The 18,160-nt window shown below is 39.1% G+C and carries 16 protein-coding genes; 5 read left to right on the top strand and 11 right to left on the bottom strand.

What is annotated here, in order from left to right:
- The first annotated feature begins 45 nt into the window (after positions 1–45).
- Complete coding sequence (locus BAU15_RS14730; protein ID WP_161843487.1) at positions 46–1,089, top strand: acyltransferase family protein; 1,044 nt, start codon at positions 46–48, stop codon at positions 1,087–1,089.
- Between the two features lie 184 nt (positions 1,090–1,273).
- Here BAU15_RS14730 and BAU15_RS14725 read toward each other — a convergent pair whose 3' ends face one another.
- The 3 genes from BAU15_RS14725 to BAU15_RS14715 form a co-directional block, all read right to left on the bottom strand.
- On the bottom strand, positions 1,274–1,696 hold the full coding sequence (locus BAU15_RS14725; RefSeq protein ID WP_161843486.1) for a hypothetical protein: 423 nt from the start codon (positions 1,694–1,696) through the stop codon (positions 1,274–1,276).
- A 632-nt stretch (positions 1,697–2,328) separates the two neighbouring features.
- A complete protein-coding gene (locus BAU15_RS14720) occupies positions 2,329–2,661 on the bottom strand; it encodes a nitrous oxide-stimulated promoter family protein (protein ID WP_161843485.1) in 333 nt (110 codons plus the stop codon).
- The gene (locus BAU15_RS14715) at positions 2,654–3,055 is read right to left on the bottom strand and encodes a DUF4809 family protein (protein WP_161843484.1); all 402 of its coding nucleotides are present in this window, start codon (positions 3,053–3,055) and stop codon (positions 2,654–2,656) included. The genes BAU15_RS14720 and BAU15_RS14715 overlap by 8 nt, the downstream gene beginning before the upstream one ends.
- 1,071 nt (positions 3,056–4,126) lie before the next feature.
- Here BAU15_RS14715 and BAU15_RS14710 point away from each other — a divergent pair.
- From BAU15_RS14710 to BAU15_RS14700, 3 genes are all read left to right on the top strand, one after another.
- Positions 4,127–4,291, top strand: a complete 165-nt coding sequence (locus BAU15_RS14710) for a hypothetical protein (protein ID WP_237580209.1) — start codon at positions 4,127–4,129, stop codon at positions 4,289–4,291.
- Positions 4,292–4,950: 659 nt separating this feature from the next.
- The gene (locus BAU15_RS14705; RefSeq protein WP_161843482.1) at positions 4,951–5,853 is read left to right on the top strand and encodes an ABC transporter ATP-binding protein; all 903 of its coding nucleotides are present in this window, start codon (positions 4,951–4,953) and stop codon (positions 5,851–5,853) included.
- On the top strand, positions 5,840–6,619 hold the full coding sequence (locus BAU15_RS14700; protein ID WP_161843481.1) for an ABC transporter permease: 780 nt from the start codon (positions 5,840–5,842) through the stop codon (positions 6,617–6,619). The genes BAU15_RS14705 and BAU15_RS14700 overlap by 14 nt, the downstream gene beginning before the upstream one ends.
- 100 nt (positions 6,620–6,719) lie before the next feature.
- Here BAU15_RS14700 and BAU15_RS14695 read toward each other — a convergent pair whose 3' ends face one another.
- The 4 genes from BAU15_RS14695 to BAU15_RS14680 all read right to left on the bottom strand — a co-directional run bounded on the left by BAU15_RS14695 (position 6,720) and on the right by BAU15_RS14680 (position 10,819).
- A complete protein-coding gene (locus BAU15_RS14695; protein WP_161843480.1) occupies positions 6,720–7,022 on the bottom strand; it encodes a type II toxin-antitoxin system HicB family antitoxin in 303 nt (100 codons plus the stop codon).
- A 331-nt stretch (positions 7,023–7,353) separates the two neighbouring features.
- Positions 7,354–7,953 carry a response regulator transcription factor gene (locus tag BAU15_RS14690; RefSeq protein WP_161843479.1) on the bottom strand — a complete coding sequence of 200 codons (600 nt, stop codon included), beginning with the start codon at positions 7,951–7,953 and terminating at the stop codon, positions 7,354–7,356.
- Positions 7,950–9,842: a sensor histidine kinase gene (locus BAU15_RS14685; RefSeq protein ID WP_161843478.1), complete on the bottom strand. Its 1,893-nt coding sequence runs from the start codon at positions 9,840–9,842 to the stop codon at positions 7,950–7,952. The genes BAU15_RS14690 and BAU15_RS14685 overlap by 4 nt, the downstream gene beginning before the upstream one ends.
- Before the next feature lie 158 nt (positions 9,843–10,000).
- Positions 10,001–10,819 carry a ZIP family metal transporter gene (locus BAU15_RS14680; RefSeq protein ID WP_161843477.1) on the bottom strand — a complete coding sequence of 273 codons (819 nt, stop codon included), beginning with the start codon at positions 10,817–10,819 and terminating at the stop codon, positions 10,001–10,003.
- 478 nt (positions 10,820–11,297) lie between these two features.
- Here BAU15_RS14680 and BAU15_RS14675 point away from each other — a divergent pair, with 478 nt between their 5' ends.
- Positions 11,298–12,920, top strand: coding sequence for an ABC-F family ATP-binding cassette domain-containing protein (locus BAU15_RS14675; protein ID WP_161843476.1), 1,623 nt, complete (start codon positions 11,298–11,300; stop codon positions 12,918–12,920).
- Positions 12,921–13,145: 225 nt separating this feature from the next.
- On the opposite strand, the gene BAU15_RS14670 is transcribed toward BAU15_RS14675, so the two are convergent.
- The 4 genes from BAU15_RS14670 to rplI all read right to left on the bottom strand — a co-directional run bounded on the left by BAU15_RS14670 (position 13,146) and on the right by rplI (position 17,787).
- Positions 13,146–14,015 carry a DegV family protein gene (locus BAU15_RS14670; protein WP_161843475.1) on the bottom strand — a complete coding sequence of 290 codons (870 nt, stop codon included), beginning with the start codon at positions 14,013–14,015 and terminating at the stop codon, positions 13,146–13,148.
- A 191-nt stretch (positions 14,016–14,206) separates the two neighbouring features.
- Complete coding sequence (locus BAU15_RS14665; RefSeq protein WP_161843474.1) at positions 14,207–15,499, bottom strand: adenylosuccinate synthase; 1,293 nt, start codon at positions 15,497–15,499, stop codon at positions 14,207–14,209.
- A 339-nt stretch (positions 15,500–15,838) separates the two neighbouring features.
- Positions 15,839–17,212, bottom strand: a complete 1,374-nt coding sequence (gene dnaB / locus BAU15_RS14660) for a replicative DNA helicase (protein WP_161843473.1) — start codon at positions 17,210–17,212, stop codon at positions 15,839–15,841.
- Between the two features lie 122 nt (positions 17,213–17,334).
- Positions 17,335–17,787 carry a 50S ribosomal protein L9 gene (rplI, locus tag BAU15_RS14655; protein ID WP_161843472.1) on the bottom strand — a complete coding sequence of 151 codons (453 nt, stop codon included), beginning with the start codon at positions 17,785–17,787 and terminating at the stop codon, positions 17,335–17,337.
- Positions 17,788–18,160: the final 373 nt, after the last annotated feature.

Raw genomic sequence — 18,160 nt, 5'->3', positions numbered from 1 at the left:
ACCTTACCTAACTATATCACGTAAACCTATCCATGCCCTATAAAAATGTGTTACACTTCCACTACCTACTATAAAAAGGGGGAGACCATCATCTCTCATCAAGCAAATCGCAGTATTTTATTTGACAATATCAAAGGAATTCTGATTTTTTTAGTCGTTTTCGGCCATGCGCTAGAATACTTTCGACTAGATAATCCCTTTATAGAAACACTTTATACCTTCATTTATCTTTTTCACATGCCCGTCTTTGTCTTTATTTCAGGCTACTTCTCGAAAAATTTAAATAAAGGCCGCAAAACAGCCGTTACTAATTTCTTAATTCCCTTTCTTTTGCTAAATTCGATCCTCAGTATCGGTCTAGTTCTATCAGGAAACATTGATTCCTTTACGATTTTAAATCCCGGCTGGACCCTCTGGTATTTTTACACGATGTTCATTTGGCGCTTACTGCTGCCCGATCTGATCCGCGTCCGCCACGTTTTTATGCTCAGTCTACTCGCCGGTATTCTAGCAGGATTTGTCACTGAATTCGGCACATTTATGGCGCTCGCACGCACACTCAGCTTCTCGCCTTACTTTTTAGCCGGTTACTTTTTTAACGAAGCTTCCGTTGAAAAAATTCGACAATATCCTTGGCGAAAGTTGGCTAGTATCGGCATCATTTCAGCTGGAATCCTCCTAGCCATCACTTGGAATCTCTTAGACTTTCCCGCAGAAATATTATGGGGCGATCGTCCCTTCAGCTTTTTCAAATTACCGCTCTATCAAAATATTTTACTAGATATCATCGAGTATTTGATCGGCTTCGGCTTTGTGTTTGTATTCCTTGCCCTCGTGAAAAGTAAGAAGCACTTTTATACACCTTGGGGCGCCAATACCTTGTCCGTCTATCTACTGCACATTTATTTCATCGGTCCAGTTCTCTACTTGGCTCAATGGATTCAAAACCCTTGGTTACATTTTGGCATCTTACTCTTCGCCTCTCTGTTAGCCACCCACGTCCTCTCAAAACATAAGGTCGTAACCGTCGTGCGCAAACTCTTAGCAAAAATCATCATCACAATTATGCCACCCAAGAAAGAAAAATAAGTCAGCCAAACGAAAGAAATCTACAAAGGACAGCCAACGACGGAGAAAAACACTCTGTTGTTGGCTGTCCTTATTTTATTAGTCAGCAACGCATGTAACTCTTCACTTTCAAGATTCTCTCTCATCGCGTGCCTTTACCTTGTTATATTATCCTCTCCATGACTCCCCCGCTCTCCTTCATTCATCATAATTTCATTAATAATACAATCGATTCATCCCGAATTTCCTCACTCACAATCAATGATTCCATATCCACCGCCAGCTCACCAGTAACCTTTAATTGGTAATTAAAAGAATATCTGAAATTTTCAGTAATCTGCTTATCCTCCCTATTTGAAAAATACTTCCTAAAATAGGGATACAATCTCACCGGCCAATACTGCTCATCTGCCCGATAACCATGCAAATAAATCCCTCTAATCAGTTCTTCCCCGTACAACTCCATCCGTAATATTCCAGTAAAACGACTTCTAATTTGCAGACATCGATGTTGTTGCAACGCTACATCTGCCAAACCATCCTTCAAGTATTGGTGTTGAATTTGCTTTTCTAGCTTATCAAAATCCTCCTGAAAAAGTTCTCTCACTGTAAGCCTTGACTGACTCATATCATTTTCCTCCCTTACTAGTTTTATTTTTGCTTTTATTCGTGGACACGTAGTCTAAATGCATCAACAGAAAATTCTTCTTATATTTAGCCACATATACGTCTTCCCATTTGATATATTTCCATGACGAACTCTTTTTCTTTAAATCTCCAGTGATACTCATGATTTTCCTCCAACCCTAAATTTATTTTTGCCTTCATTAGTAGTAACGTAAGTTAACTGTAAAAACAAAATTTTATTTTTAGAAATAGTAAGGTTTTTTTCTGAAAAGGATTTTTTTCGCTAAACCCTATCGATTAGTTACGAAAAATAGACTGCAAAAATAAAGCTAAAACTCACAATGAGCCCTAAAATTTTACATACAAAATAAATAAATCCAGAAAATATGAAGGACTTGAAAAAGAACCAACTGATTTTCGGAAAATGTTTCACGTGTAACATTTTTTGAATTTAGTCAAGCATATCAAGGGAAACACCGTTCATTAAAAATAAAAAAGCACGTTCAACGGATGGATGATCATTCGTTGAACGTGCTTTTTTATTGGTTCTAGTCATTCTATTATTTCTATCTATTCTATTTGCTAGGTTTATCTGCTTAAGCTGTGTTATCTAACTTGTCTGCCATTACTATACTAAGATAATTTTCTTGTTAGCCCTCGAAATCCATGTCTCAGCGTTAATATCGGATGAACGAGTAACATTCTTGGTCCTGAATAGCGCATAATCAATTTCATTTGGGCACGATAAATTTCTTGGTAACAATGAACTGGACATTTTTGACAAGTTGTTTTCCCTTCGCCAAATTGACAGAATGCTAAGCGCTTCTCAGCATAGCTAGCCATCCGCCCCTCAGGAATATCACCCTGATTCTTCTTGTAGTACAGCTCAATCATACAAGCGACAAGTTTCATCTCTTCTCGAATGATTGGTCCGTCATTTCTTCTCTTTGTGACTCGTTTAGACATTGAATTCAAATTCGACTGGCTCTACGCCAAAGAAAGTCTGCAAAATTTCGTTTGTTTTTTCTGCCAACTGATCCAATGTATCTATTTTTTTTGCTGCTTTAATTACAGTCCCATTTGACGCATAGGTCAAACTCTTATAATCCTCAGTCTGCACAACTTTAGCTTGATCCTTCTTGAATTGGATAGCATCTTCAAAGTCATCTGTCATAATCATCGCTTGCTTCCAGCCTGTTTTTAAAGCAAACATTACTACAAGAGATTCCACATCTAACTCTTCAATTGTCTCAGGACGTCCTTCCGAGAATTCTACTAAATAGGTCACACTCCGTACCGGTGCACAGGCATTACAGCCGCCTTCAGTTAAAAAATCTTCACTCATAATCGTTGCTTTCATTCTTGAACCCTCCTCAACGCTCTTTTGTCTCTTCTATTATAAGCCTATTTGTTAGGTATTTCACTAATTATTTTCAGCCAATTTCTATTCAGAATTATCGAATATTTATTCATTTTTTGATCAATCAGATAAAAAAATGATTTATAGTAAAAAAACATAAATTCCCATAGAATCTCCATATAAAAATAAAATATTACTCAGTAGGCATTAAGTAAATCTGCCAGTATGACGCTAAAAACCTTGATTTTAAGCTAATTTATTAAGATATTCCAGCAACTAATAGAAAAACAGTGCTGTTAGTATATTTATTTTCAGTAATTTAAAATAACATAATATCAATTTCTCTTTTTTAGAAGAATTAACACTAAATTCAGCGTGCACGCCTCTATTTTCATCAAATTATATAACAAATTTGATATATAAATAGGGAATTATTGTACTTTTGATATCCACTCTTGATTCGTTCAAAAAATTAATCAAAATGAAAATAAATCCTTTTATATAAGAATTATCTTTCAACCTAATCAAAATAAAAAATTTAACTAATTCGTTCTTAGACTTATCCACCTGTTGTGGATAAGTCTATTTTGAAATTTTAAAATAACGGAAAAATAAAATATTTTTCCACAAGAAAGGACGATTATTATCTGAATTTTTCAGTGTTTTATTCCGAAAGAATATTTATCCACAGTTGATAACTTTATTCAAAATCCTTTACTTTTTTCTCATTTCGCATATTTATCGTTTCTCTTTGATGATTTTCCGCTAATTTTTACGATTTTCATATGATTTTTTGCTTGTTTTCTATATTTTCGTTATAAACAGCTGTGCATAACTCACCGACCTATTTTGAAGCTTCATTTTTCCTCACGATTCATGGTATTCAGCCACTGAGTTGTGCATAACTTTTTAAACAACAACTTCTTACCCACTATATCTGAAATAAGTCGTAGCTAAAAATAGGTCTTAAGGTGGACGCCAGCATTCTTTTTGTTTGATAAACTACGTATATAGAAAACAAGAAAGAAGGAAGTTCCCATGAGAAATAATAATCCAGTTGTTACAGTTTTAATGTTTGTTGCCCTTTGTATCGGCGGTGGAATTATCCTAAGCGCCGTGCTAGGTATCGTAAGCGGATTGCTTTGGTTTGCCATTAAATTACTCATCCCAATCGCTATCGCTGTTTGGATTGTTCGAATGATTACCGGTCGCGGTCACTCAAGACGTTACTACTAAACGTTTCATATATACGTAAATAATTAAGCAAGAAACAGGAAATAAAGAGCCTCACCTATTAGACACGATAACCATCGCTGTCCAAGGTGCAGGCTCTTTATTTGTACTCTAGCCAGCTATTTCCTCCGAAGTCTTCCCCGAATCATTCATCTTTCCTTCTATATAAGGGCCATTATCAGCCTTAATTTTTACTCGATCAGCAACCTTGCCTCAAAAATCAGCCTTACCATCTATCCTTACTCCATTAATAGCTTTATTATATAAGTAGACTTTACGTATAAAATTATGTCTAAAATAGTGCGACAAACCAGCTGTGTGGGTGAGAGTTTTATTCGCTCTTTGCTCAACTTTCTAATTAACTTTCTCCAGGTCGTTCTTAGTGGTCGTTCTTAATGAACTCTCTTAATGAACTTTTTGATGATTTTTCTTATTGGATTTCTTTTCGGTATTTTATTAGCGCTCCTCACACTTTTCAGATAGCTTGTCTAGAAATTGTCTAGTGGCCTATCTGATAGCGTTCCTGGTGCACAACTGGAACTAATTTTAAAATAAATTCTCAAATTATGAAGATTGCACAAATTACTCATGTGCGCATCTTGGGCCGATGATATGATGTATTCAAGAAGAAGAACAACACAAACAAAAAGGAGCGAATACATATGTTAACTTGCAAAAATCTTTACTTACGTTATAAAAACCAACCTAGAAATGCCTTGAGCGATGTGACTTTCTCATTGAATGAAAACGAAATTGTCTCAATCGTGGGTCACAATGGCGCCGGCAAGAGTACCTTGATCAAAGCCATCGTCGATCTGGTTCCCAGCGAAGGCGAGATTCGTTATAGCTTTGATAAAAAGGATTTACCGAAGAACGTGCATGTTCAAATGCAAACCTCAATATTTGAAAAAGGCATCAAGGTGAAAGAAATTATTGAGCTGTACATCGCCTTATATGAATCGAATGAAACGGTCGATGAGCTGCTGGATTTATTCCAAATTCAGAAATTGAAGAATGGCTACTTAGATAAATTATCGGGTGGCGAAAAACAAAAGGTTTCCATTTTATTAGCGGTCATTGGCAATCCAAAACTCATCATTTTCGATGAAATTACGACTGGCTTGGACAGCGTTGCTCGCCGAATGATCTGGGATTTATTGAAAAAGATTAAAGAGGAACGGAAAATCACAATGGTTCTAACCAGCCATTTCCTAGATGAAGTCGAATACCTGGCTGATCGCGTGTTGGTCATGGAGGAAGGGCGCATCATCAAAGAAGGCACGGTCGCTGACATTGTCAAAGAGGCGTTTGAAGATAAACGTAGTGCCGTCTTCCTGATGGATTCAAACTTTGATTACGAGCATTTCCCTTATGAGCATTCGACAAGTGGCAACAAAATTGTCTTGAACTACACGAAAACCGAAGAAAAAGCAGTCTATGGCGCCATCGTAAACTGTGGCGGATTTGATATCCAACTGAAAGATTACAGCTTTGAAGAAGCCTTTTTGAAAACAATCGGCTATACATTAGGAGAAAAAGGAGAACTTACCCATGAAAAAAAATAACGCATTATTCAAATACAGCATGAAACGAATCGTCAGTGACAATACCGGCATTATCTTTGCCTTCTTAATGCCCATCGGCTTCTACATCGCTTTCTCGACTCTCTTCAATACAGGGCCAGACACCCAAGCGATGATCCAATATTTGATTCCAAATTATCTATTAATTATCATCTTGAATGCCGTCATGAACATCTTTGGTATGTTACTAGTCAGCGCGGAGGAATCAGGAAATCTGATCAAATTCCGCCTGATGGGCATCAGCAAAATGAAGTATTCGGTGGCCTTATTCCTTTGTTTATTGGTCTTGGAGCTGATCTTAATCGCATTTTTCTTAACATTCTGCGTCGTCTTTGACGGCATCCGCTTACCACTGAATAACCTGATTCCTTGCTTAGTTATTCTGGTTGTGGCACATTTCTTACAATTTACTTTAACCATGTTACTCTCAGCCCTCATCAAGAAAGCGACGACTTTTTCAGGTGTTGGACTTGGACTCTTCATGTTACAAATGTTTGCTGGCGGATTAGCGATTCCTGTAGCAATGTTCCCAGAAAACCTACGCAACATTTTAGAAATGGTCAACCCAGTCGTTCGCCTATCTTCTGCCCTAAGTAACGCGTGGGTCGGTGGTGAATCTCTAAGCGCTAACTCCACTGACATCTTAATTGTCATCGCTTTTAGTCTCGTTTTTCTGGCCGGCTCGCTTGTAATCCAACGCTTCAATTCTAACCAAGCAACGATCAAACCCATTCGGACTGCAAATTAAACGAAGATAGATTAAAATAAAAATGAAGAGAGTGAACGTTTCTGTAACGTTGCTCCCTTCATTTTTTGTCTTGATTCATTGGTACGGCTTTCTCTATGCTTTACATCAATTTTGTCTCTTTCAAATACTTCTCTCTATCAACTCGAACCAACATGACAAACGAATCTTCTTCATTCCTAAGTTGATTGATAGAACTCGCTTCAGGTAAAGAATCCCCATGCTCAATGTAATCAGCCAACACTAACCCTAGAACCTCTTCGGCCATTTCTATGCCAAATGCGACGTCATCGTCATGAATCTCTGTATATGCTCCTTGAACATCTGGAAAATCAATAAAATACCCACCTTGCTCTTCTTTCTTAAACACAGCTGGGTATGCTTTTACAAGCGACTTCTTACACATATCATTTCTCCTTCCCAATATAAAAGGTGATGAGAGCTTTCTTTTTTCGTTCTATCCGGCGGCTTTCTTCAAAATCTCGAGCAGCTCTTCTCTAGCAAGCGGCATCGGATTTCTAGTACTATCTATCTGACACTAACACGTATTCATCCGTAATACTAGACGCTTGGCTATCTATTTATATAAAAAATCCTCCCTTATTTAACTCATTATCAAATTAAAAATCCCTTACCGCCTTCCTTTAGAGAAACGAGATCACCACAAAAAGAGGAACAGTCGAGCATTTGTAGCGACTGTTCCTCTCTTCTATTCTCTTTTTATAGCGAACATCCTTTTATCGATTATTAGCCAAGCTAACTAGCCCTAGCTCGATGCCTCGCACAATCGCTGAAATAGTCGAATTGACGCTGAGCTTTTCGTTGATTGCCTGCAAGTGATTATTAACTGTCCGCCGGCTAATGTAGAGCGTTTCAGCGATTTCTTGTTGCGTCAAACCGCTAGCGGCACATTGCAGGATTTCTTTTTCGCGGTCCGTTAATTTTTCTGTATATTCGTGGTCATTTTTAGGGAAAATAGTCTCGCCAGCTTTAATTCGGCCTATTTTATCGATAAATTCAGCCGGTGCAGTGTTTTTATTTAGAAACCCTTTAGCTCCTATTCCAATCGCTTGATTGTGGTATTCCGCTAAATCGTAGCCAGACAAAAAGACTAATTTTAACTCAGGCATTTCCTCTAAAAGAGCCGCGCCAACCTCTAAACCATTTTTATCTTTCAAATGAATATCCATAAACACGAGGTCGCAGGGATGGGCTTTGATGAAGGGAATAATATCCTCAGTATGGGAACAGTAGGTAAATGAGGTCGCAATTTCCCCTAAAATCAGCTCAATACTCTTCGCGAATAACTCGTGGTCATCCACCATAACTATCTTCATAATTCTCTCCTTCTCGGTAATTGAATAACAAATTTTTTGCCTTTAGGTAAGACTTCTATCGCAAATGTCCCATGAAATTCCTCGATATGTTGTTGAATTCTAGTCCAGCCTAAGTGCTTAGAAGTTTTTGCTTCTAAAAAGTGCTCCGGTAGTGCATCGCCATCGTCCTGCACTTCTAAATGATACGTCTTTGGTGTTGGTTTCAGATAAATAATCACCATTGATGCGTGGGCATGTTTACAGGCATTATTTAATAGCTCCTGGATGCTCAGATAAAAGAAATACGCGACATCTTCGGGTAATTTGTGATCAATCGTCTGCTGAATACGAATCGCTGGTGCCCCTGGAAAACGCCGTTTCATCTGTTCAACCAAGACTGCGATATTTTGTTCAAACGACAAATCACTCAAGGAAGAAGGGAATAACTCGTGCATTTGATCGCGAATCGAATCATTTAAATTGGTCAGTGTGGCATGAATTAAATCTCTCGTTGCCACCTGCTCCGTCTGCAAATTCGAAACCATATTACTGGCTGCCAGTAAATCCTGCAAAACATCATCATGCAGGTAATACGACAGCTCTTTGCGGAAATTCATCTGCTCCAAAAACGAACTCGAATGCTCCTTCATATTGTATTGCTGTAGCTCTTCAGCATACTTAGGGAAATCCGCTACGACGCGTAAAATTTCTTTTCCAATCACCTGATAAGCTGAGACATCTTTAGGAAACGCTGTTGCCGAAATAAAGCTTAAAACCTGCTCACCCTCTTTTACCACTAGTGTAAAATTCCCTGAAGTCGATCCGTCAGTCGCTCGTGAGTCCTCAATTAGTGACTCAAATACTAGAGAATCATAGGCTAATGACGCGTGCAGCTCTTGATTAATTTGCTTCTGAAAGCCTACTAAATCATTTTTTAAGCCATAATAAATAACTTGTTTAGGCAGCCACTGTCGACTCGTCCTATGAAAATCAGTCAAGGCTTCTGTTTGATATAAAGACTGCTTTCTAACCAGTAACCCTAGAGCAAGTAACGCCCCATAAGCCACTACACTACCGGCTAGATTCCAGACTGTCAATTGATTCCATAACAGCGCAATCCCAACGATTGAACTGATCAGCGTCACGCCAAAAGAATACTGGCTCGTGAAATCTGGGCGAAATAATCGAGTATTCATGTTAAGATACATCACCAAGCAGACCACTAAAATAAGATAGCTAGAGGTATAGTTGAAGGTGTAAGCGTACATTTGAATATTCGTCAGTAGTCGCATCGGCGAGAGCGCCTCAAAGATCTGGAAACATTCGATAAAAATCGCGGGCACACTAGCCATCAGTATTCGCGTAAAAACCTTATTCGACCAAAGCTGAGAGGCGTGCTCCAGTTGCTGTTGACCCGCTTGTTGAACAGGTGGTTGTAGCTGCAGCTGTTGTCTCTGTTTTTGAACCTGCTGAACGTGTTGTTGATAGCTATAATTCAGCATGACCGGAACTATATATAACGTCAGCACCGGAATATGTAAAGCGACGGATACGCCAAAACAAAGGATGGCTAAATTACCAAATAAAAGGTAACGCTCCTTCGGTACAAACGAAACGAATAGGAGTAAATAGACCGGCAGTAAGGCTATATTTGCCAGTAGCGGACTCGTTTCGATAAGTGTAAAATAACTCGCAATAGCAAGTAAGACATAGCTAAATCGTTGAACTACCTGACCCTGAAATAAATAACAAACTAGATATGCGCAAACCGTCAACGCCAGCGATAAGCCAAGATGGCTTGGGAAAGCAATCTGATGGGTTGACTGAATGCTCAGCGTGACCAAAATCAGTAGAAATCCGATGGGATACGCGAGAATCGGTGCGATTCTCGTTAAGATAGTTGGTTTCATGGCTAGCCCCCTTTTTCATCTTATTATAGGCAACTTGATTCCTGTTGTCTATCTCAGTTCTGGAGTATCCGCTCTTCTTATCTCAAGTATAAAAATGATTTCTCTGAAAAAAATAGTAGCCAGTGGCTGGCTACTATTTCTGCTAATTTCTTATTCATTTACCCTAACGCCACATCCAGAATCATCATGATGATGAAGCCGAGCATTACGCCGAAGACAGCGAAATGGCGCTTGCTAGAGAGCGTTTGTTGCGCTTCTGGAATCAATTCTTCTACAACCACGTAGATCATTGCACCTGCTGCAAAAGCTAAGGCATACGGTAATAATGCGTTGACACGAGTGACTAATAAAGCCCCTACAACGCCCGCCATCGGTTCAACAATCCCCGAGGCTTGCCCATATAAGAAGGCCTTCCAACGGCTTAAACCTTCTTGTCGTAACGGAATCGAAACAGCCGCTCCTTCTGGGAAATTTTGAATCCCAATACCCAAAGCAACGGAGACAGCTGCTAAAACGGCGGCTGTCGGATTCGCGGCATTGGCGGCAGCGCCAAAAGCCACACCCACTGCCAAACCTTCCGGAATATTATGTAAGGTAATCGAGAACACCAATAGAATCGTCCGCTTCAAATGACTCGGTAAGCCCTCTTTCTCCTTATTCGGACCAAAGTGCATATGAGGAATGGTTTTGTCTGAAATATATAGAAATAACCCTCCCAAACCAAAACCGATACTCACCACTAACCACGCTATATCGCCATTTTCTGTAGCTTTCTCTATCGCTGGATCCAGTAACGACCAGAAACTCGCCGCAATCATCACGCCTGAGGCAAAGCCCAGCATTAAATTCAGCGCCTCTTTTTTGATTTCTTTAAAGAAGAAAACTAGTCCCGCGCCCAACGCCGTCATGAAATAAGTAAAACCTGTCCCCACTAGCGCCTGTTGCCACGGAGCCAGACTTAGTAACCAATCAACCATCTATCATTCTCCTTTCTACTCTCTACTTATTACGCTTCTTACGCATTTTATTTTATTATTTACTCTTTTTATTTCCTTTTGCACTTCTACTGACGCCTTTTACTCTTCTATACTTTTTGCCTGCTAGTTTTAAAAGAATAGCTTACTCGGCCAGTCCGTTTCTCATCCGTTATCCCTCTATTTGAACAACTGATTTCTCTTATTCTACTTTAGCATAATTTTCAAAAAGAAACCACTTTCTTTCGGCTAACCTAAAAAATATTTATCACTCGCCTTTCTCACGTAAACTGTTTATCCCTTCTTCTACAATTTCCTTAATCTCTCTCTATTTCTGAGCGTTTCACGTGAAACTTTTGCAGAATCGTTGTTTTTCAGCAATTTTTACATGAAAAGGGCGGAGTTACCTTGAAACTTTCACGTATCCCCGATATAATGCTAAGAGACCTAGCGTCAATCTTGATTAAAGTGAGGAAAACAATTGATTACTGTAAATGATGTCAGTTTGAACTTTTCAGACCGCAAACTGTTCGATGATGTAAATATTAAATTCACTCCTGGTAACTGTTACGGCCTAATTGGGGCAAACGGTGCTGGGAAGTCTACCTTTTTAAAAATTTTATCTGGTGACTTAGCACCTACGACTGGGACGGTCAGCTTAGGACCCGATGAACGTATGGCTGTATTGAAACAAAATCACTTTGACTACGAAGAATATTCCGTTTTAGAAACGGTAATTATGGGCCACAAACGCCTGTATGAAGTTATGAAGGAAAAAGATGCGATTTATATGAAGGAAGACTTTTCTGATGCAGACGGAATTCGTGCCGCTGAGTTAGAAGGAGAATTTGCTGAATTAGATGGCTGGGAAGCTGAACCTGAAGCAGCGATGTTACTTCAAGGCTTAAATATTCGCGAAGAATTCCATCACCAAACAATGGGCGAATTAACAGCTGGTCAAAAAGTCAAAGTCTTACTTGCGCAAACACTTTTCGGCAAACCGGACGTGTTACTACTAGATGAGCCTACCAATGGACTAGATATTCAGTCAATTAACTGGTTAGAAGAATTTTTGATCAACTTTGAAAATACTGTGATTGTCGTTTCCCATGACCGTCACTTCTTAAACAAAGTCTGCACACACATGGCCGATTTAGATTTCGGTAAAATTAAATTATTCGTCGGAAACTATGATTTCTGGTTAGAATCAAGCCAATTAGCCACTAAATTACAAGCTAATTCAAATGCGAAAAAAGAAGAACAAATCAAAGAATTACAAGACTTTATTGCTCGATTTAGTGCCAATGCATCAAAATCAAAACAAGCAACGTCTCGTAAAAAAATGTTAGAAAAAATTACTTTAGACGATATCCAACCTTCTTCACGTCGCTACCCATTTGTCGGCTTCAAGCCAGAACGTGAAATCGGTAATGATTTATTACAATTAGAGAATGTCAGCGTCACAATTGATGGTAAAAAAATCTTAGACGATATTTCTTTCACTCTAAACAAAGAAGATAAAGTCGCCTTTGTTGCCAACAATGATATTACTACAACGACTCTGTTCAAAGTTATCATGGGCGAAATCACGCCTGACACTGGCTCAGTTCGTTGGGGCGTTACAACGACGCAATCGTACTTACCAAAAGATAATTCTAGAGAATTTGATAATCAATTACCAATTTTGGATTGGCTCCGTCAATATGCTAGCAAAGAAGAAGACGACAATACCTTCTTACGTAGCTTCTTAGGCCGGATGCTCTTCTCTGGGGAAGAAGTCTTGAAGCCTGTTAACGTGCTTTCAGGGGGCGAAAAAGTCCGTTGTATGCTATCGAAATTAATGCTTTCTAAATCAAATGTCTTGGTCCTTGATGATCCAACCAATCACTTAGACTTAGAATCAATCACTGCGCTAAATGATGGCTTAATGGCCTTCACTGGCTCATTACTCTTTGCTTCACACGATCACCAGTTCATTCAAACCTTAGCAAACCGCATTATTGCTGTTTCTGATAAAGGGGTCGTTGACCGTGCTGAAACAACCTACGATGAATTCTTAGAAAATCCTGAAGTCAAAGAACGCATGGCTGTTTTATTCGCCTAAAAATTTGAGCTTCTTGCATAACAAAAAAACTTTTCCTGAAATTCCGGGAAAAGTTTTTTTGTTATTAAATAAATTGTCAATCTATGACATGTCGCAAGTACTTGATGCTGCAAATAATGGCTTGATTCTTTCAGTCATTTCGATTTCTTGTCATTCTTCTCTGATAATTTTTATCTCTTTATTTTCTTCTGATAATTCTGCGCTTACTCTTAGATTACTCTTGTCTTATTTTTCTCTCGTAATCCCCATTGAAAAAACAGCGATACAGCCGTAACCCGTATGACTCGCAATTGTTGGGCCTAAAGGATAACAGATTACTCCACCGACATTTTTTGTCTCAAGTAATTGCTGTTTAACTTTTTCTGCCGCTTCTTGATCCCCTGCATAAGCAATATAGATGGTTTGAGTGAGCGGTGCCACGATTGTTCTCATCGTTTCATCCACCACTGTTTTTAGCGCGCGATTACGTCCGCGAACCTTGTCAACATTTTCTAGTTTTCCTTCTGGACTGACGTTAATAATCGGCTTAACATTCAATAAGCCACCCAAAGCTGCAGCTGTTTTTGAGATTCGACCGCCACGTTCTAAATGCTTCAAATCATTAACCGTCACCCAAGAGTGAACCTTGCTTTTATTTTCTTCCAACCAGCTGACTGTCTCTTCTATAGATCGACCCTCTTTCTGTAAACGCGCCGCTTCTAAGACCAATACCCCTTCTCCCAAACTAGCTGCCTGCGTATCTACAACATAGATAGAAGGGTCATCATACTCTTCCTTCAACATTTCAACCGCTTGGCAAGCACTTTCGTACGAACCGCTCATTCCTGAAGAAAAGGCCACGTATAATAAAGGAATCTTTTTGTCGACATAGCCTTTAAAGTATTCCAAATAACGGCCCACATTAATTTGACTCGTCGACGGCAAGCCGCCATTTTGAATCTTTTCTAAAAAACTTTCTTGATCAAAGGTTTTGCCTAAATCATCAACATATTCATTCCCATCAAGGGTAATGAACATTGGAATAAATACAATATTATGTTCCTCCAAAACCTCGTATGGTAGGTCACAACAGGAGTCTGTGATAATTTGATACATCTCTGGTTCCCTCCTCGTTTTTCTTTTTCTACAGTTTACCACTACTATGACAAAAAGGGGAGCCTGACAACCCTCTTGTCATCTCCCCTTTTTGAAATAAGTCAGGCACCAGAAGTCGCTTCTGTCACACCTGCATTCTTTAACGAACCCACTGAGTTAGCTGAGCTTTCTAGCGCATTTAGAAAATAAGCCTAAATTTGCGCCCAAACGCTTTCTAAGATATTCGTTTGATTTCTATCAGGTCCCACTGAGAACGTCGAAATACGCACGCCTACAAGCTCTGAAACGCGTCGTACATAGTTACGAGCATTTTCAGGTAGCTCAGCTAGTGTTTTACAGCCAGTAATATCTTCAGACCAGCCTGGCAATTCTTCATAAATCGGTTTGCAACGGTTTAATTCTTTCAAGCTTGCTGGGTAATGATAAATTTCTTGCCCATCCAACTCATAAGCCGTACAAATCTTGACTGTCTCTAAGCCACTCAACACATCGATTGAGTTTAGCGAAAGATTGGTAATCCCAGAAACACGTTTAGAATGACGCATCACAACAGAATCAAACCAACCGACACGACGCGGACGCCCTGTTGTCGTACCAAACTCTTTACCAATCGTACGAATTTGTTCCCCTGTTTCATCAAATAATTCAGTTGGGAACGGGCCATCACCGACACGTGACGTGTACGCTTTACAAACACCCACAACTTTATTGATTTTAGAAGGACCAACGCCGCTCCCAATCGTCACACCACCGGCTACAGGGTTAGAAGATGTCACAAACGGATAGGTTCCTTGGTCGATATCCAACATAACGCCTTGAGCGCCTTCAAATAACACGCGTTTACCAGCATCCAGTGCATCATTTAAGATAACTGAAGTATCTGTTACGTATTTTTTGATTTGTTGACCATATTCATAATACTCTTCAAAAATATCATCAAAGCTCATAGCTTCATCATCAAACATTTTGACAAATTGACGATTCTTTTCTTCTAAATTAACTTTCAAACGATCTTCGAAAATTTCTTTGTCTAATAAGTCAGCCACACGGATTCCAACACGCGCTGCTTTATCCATATACGCTGGGCCAATCCCTTTAATCGTGGTACCAATCTTATTATCACCTTTTGAATCCTCTTGCAACTGATCCAATTTGATATGATAAGGTAAAATGACATGCGCGCGGTCAGAAATACGTAAATTCTCTGTCACCACACCATGCTCTTTTAAATACGCTAATTCTTTAACTAATGATTTCGGATTCACGACCACGCCGTTACCAATCACACTAATTTTATCCTTGTAAAAAATCCCAGAAGGAATCAAGTGTAACTTGTATGTCACACCATCAAACTTAATTGTATGTCCTGCATTGTCTCCACCTTGATAACGAGCAATAACTTCAGCATTTTCACTCAAAAAATCCGTGATTTTTCCTTTACCTTCGTCGCCCCATTGCGTTCCTACAACTACTACAGATGACATTTAAGCACCTCATTCTTTATTTTTTCAATCCTGAATAATTGTATCAATAAACCCACTACATTTCAATGAAATTCGAATATTATAAATGATTAAATTAATTTTATCGTTAAAATCCGAACATTATTCTTTTTTACAGCCAATTATTCCGATTTATTTTCAAAAAGTTAAGATTTTTCCCTCAAAATAACTATCCTCGTAGCCCCCCAATCCGCCACTATTAATCAAATAAATAACACAGCTTTCCACTTCATTCGACAAAAAAACTCATAGAAAAGAGATCAATCTTCCGCATCCATTGATCTTTTCTACGAGTATATAAACGTCTTATTCCATCACCATTTAATAAAAATCTTCTCTCGGTGACATCGAAGAAAACTTATTGTATTCCTTAATGAACAACAGTTCAACTGTCCCACGTGCCCCACTACGGTTCTTTTCAATAATGACTTCCACCACATTATCATTCTGCGGTGCCTCGCGCCCATCGTCATCCTCGCCGCCTTCTCGATCGTAATAATCATCACGGTACAAGAAAGCCACAATATCCGCATCCTGCTCAATCGATCCAGACTCCCGAATATCACTCAAGACCGGACGCTTATCCTGACGCTGTTCCACGCCACGTGAAAGCTGTGACAAGGCAATAACCGGCACTTTTAACTCTTTCGCCAGCTTCTTTAATTGACGGGAAATTTCAGAAACTTCTTGTTGACGGTTTTCTCGTCCCGTTCCTTCAATCAGCTGCAAGTAATCAATTAAAATTAAGCCCAGATTGCCTTTTTCCTGAGCCAGTTTACGACATTTCGCACGAATCTCAGAAATCTTAATCCCCGGCGTATCATCAATATAGATATTCGCCTTCGATAAGCTTCCCATAGCGACAATCAGGTTTTGCCATTCCTCTTCTGAAAGCTGACCTGTCCGCAAATGACTCGCTTCAATCGAACCCTCCGCACACAACATCCGGTTAACAAGGGATTCCGCCCCCATTTCCAGACTAAAGATAGCCACAGACTGATCCGTCTTAGTGCCGACATTTTGCGCAATATTTAAAGCAAAAGCCGTCTTCCCAACCGCCGGACGAGCCGCTAAAATAATCAACTCTTCCGCTTGTAAACCCGCCGTCATTTTATCTAACGCCTGGTAGCCAGTCGGTAATCCAGTAATCTCTTCATTATTTTTTGATAATTGATCGATATTTTCAATCGTCGTATTTAAGACTTCTGCAATCGATAAAAAGCCACTACGATTCCGTTTTTCAGAGACCTCTAAAATGCTTTTCTCCGCATCATCTAAGATCGACTGAACATCTTCACCCTGCTCAAAGCCTTTGGTAACAATCCCCGTAGCCGTCTGAATCAAATTACGCAACAGTGAATTCTCTTCAACAATCTTGGCATAATAGGTAATATTAGCCGCCGTCGGAACCGACATTGCTAAATCAGAAAGATAGCTCAGGCTACCCACATCTTCTAATAAATTCTCCTGTTCCAAACGTGACTTAACGGTAATGACGTCAATCGCTTCATTCCGATCATTCAGAGCAATCATAGTCTGGAAGATAATTTGATGCCCTCGCCGATAAAAATCTTTTGGCTCAATATATTCCATTGCATCAATAATCGTCTCAGCATCAAGAAATATTGAACCTAAAACTGCCTGTTCTGCTTCGATATTTTGAGGCGGAACACGATCTTGCCAAACTTCATTCATATATCTATCGCTCCTTTTATCAGTCTATCTATTTTACAAGAAATTACCTTAAAGTACAATAAGAGCCCGGAACATAATTTTTGTCCCAGACTCTCTATCTGTGATTGTGATAAATAGGCTCCTTATTCAGCGACCACGTGGACTTTAATCGTTGCTGTCACTTCTGTATGCAACTTAACAGGAACTTTTGTAAAGCCTAACGTCCGAATCGGATTCTCCAATTCAATCTTTCTTTTATCAAGCTTAATTTGGTATTGTTTGTTCAAGCCTTCTGCAATCTGTTTCGACGGAATTGACCCAAATAAGCGATCATCTTCCCCAGCTTTGGCTTTTAATTCAACAACCGTTTCTTCTTTTTCTAAGAAAGCTTTTAAATCTTTAGCTTCTTGTAGCACTTCTTCATCAAGTTTTTGTTGTGCTTTCTTCTTACCCTCTAACTCGCTGATACTTCCTTTATTGGCTTCTTTTGCTAAATTATTTTTTAATAGGAAGTTTTGCGCATAACCAGTTGGGACTTCTTTCACATCCCCTTTTTTGCCTTTTCCTTTAACGTCTTGCAGAAAAATTACTTTCATAGTAGATACTCTCCTTCGTTCAGATTTATAGAGTAAAATGAATGACCTCAACAACTTGCTTGATGACATTTTTTAGCCTATAAATGATTCTTTGAGTTGTGAAACACTCGCTTACGATTTCTATCATCACTTCGAGTAAAAAAGTGTTTTACCTCCGTAAGCCTACCCTATTATTGTACTAAAGAATAAGGCAGTTCACAAGTTTTCTTCTCTGTTGTTCCATAAAATTAGCGCGAAAAACAAACATACGTTCTTACTCGCGTTCGTTGACTCCTATATTTATCTAGTTTCCTTCAATAGAGAACTATCCTATGAAGAATATTTTAATCAGTAATTTAGTCTCCCTACGATCCAGCTCCACTTCGGTGAGATT

Origin of the sequence: Candidatus Enterococcus huntleyi (assembly GCF_009933175.1) — a bacterium.
In the GTDB taxonomy this organism is placed as follows: domain Bacteria; phylum Bacillota; class Bacilli; order Lactobacillales; family Enterococcaceae; genus Enterococcus_K; species Enterococcus_K huntleyi.
The sequence above is the reverse complement of the archived record's forward strand: the minus strand, read 5'-3'. Positions and strand labels throughout refer to the sequence as shown.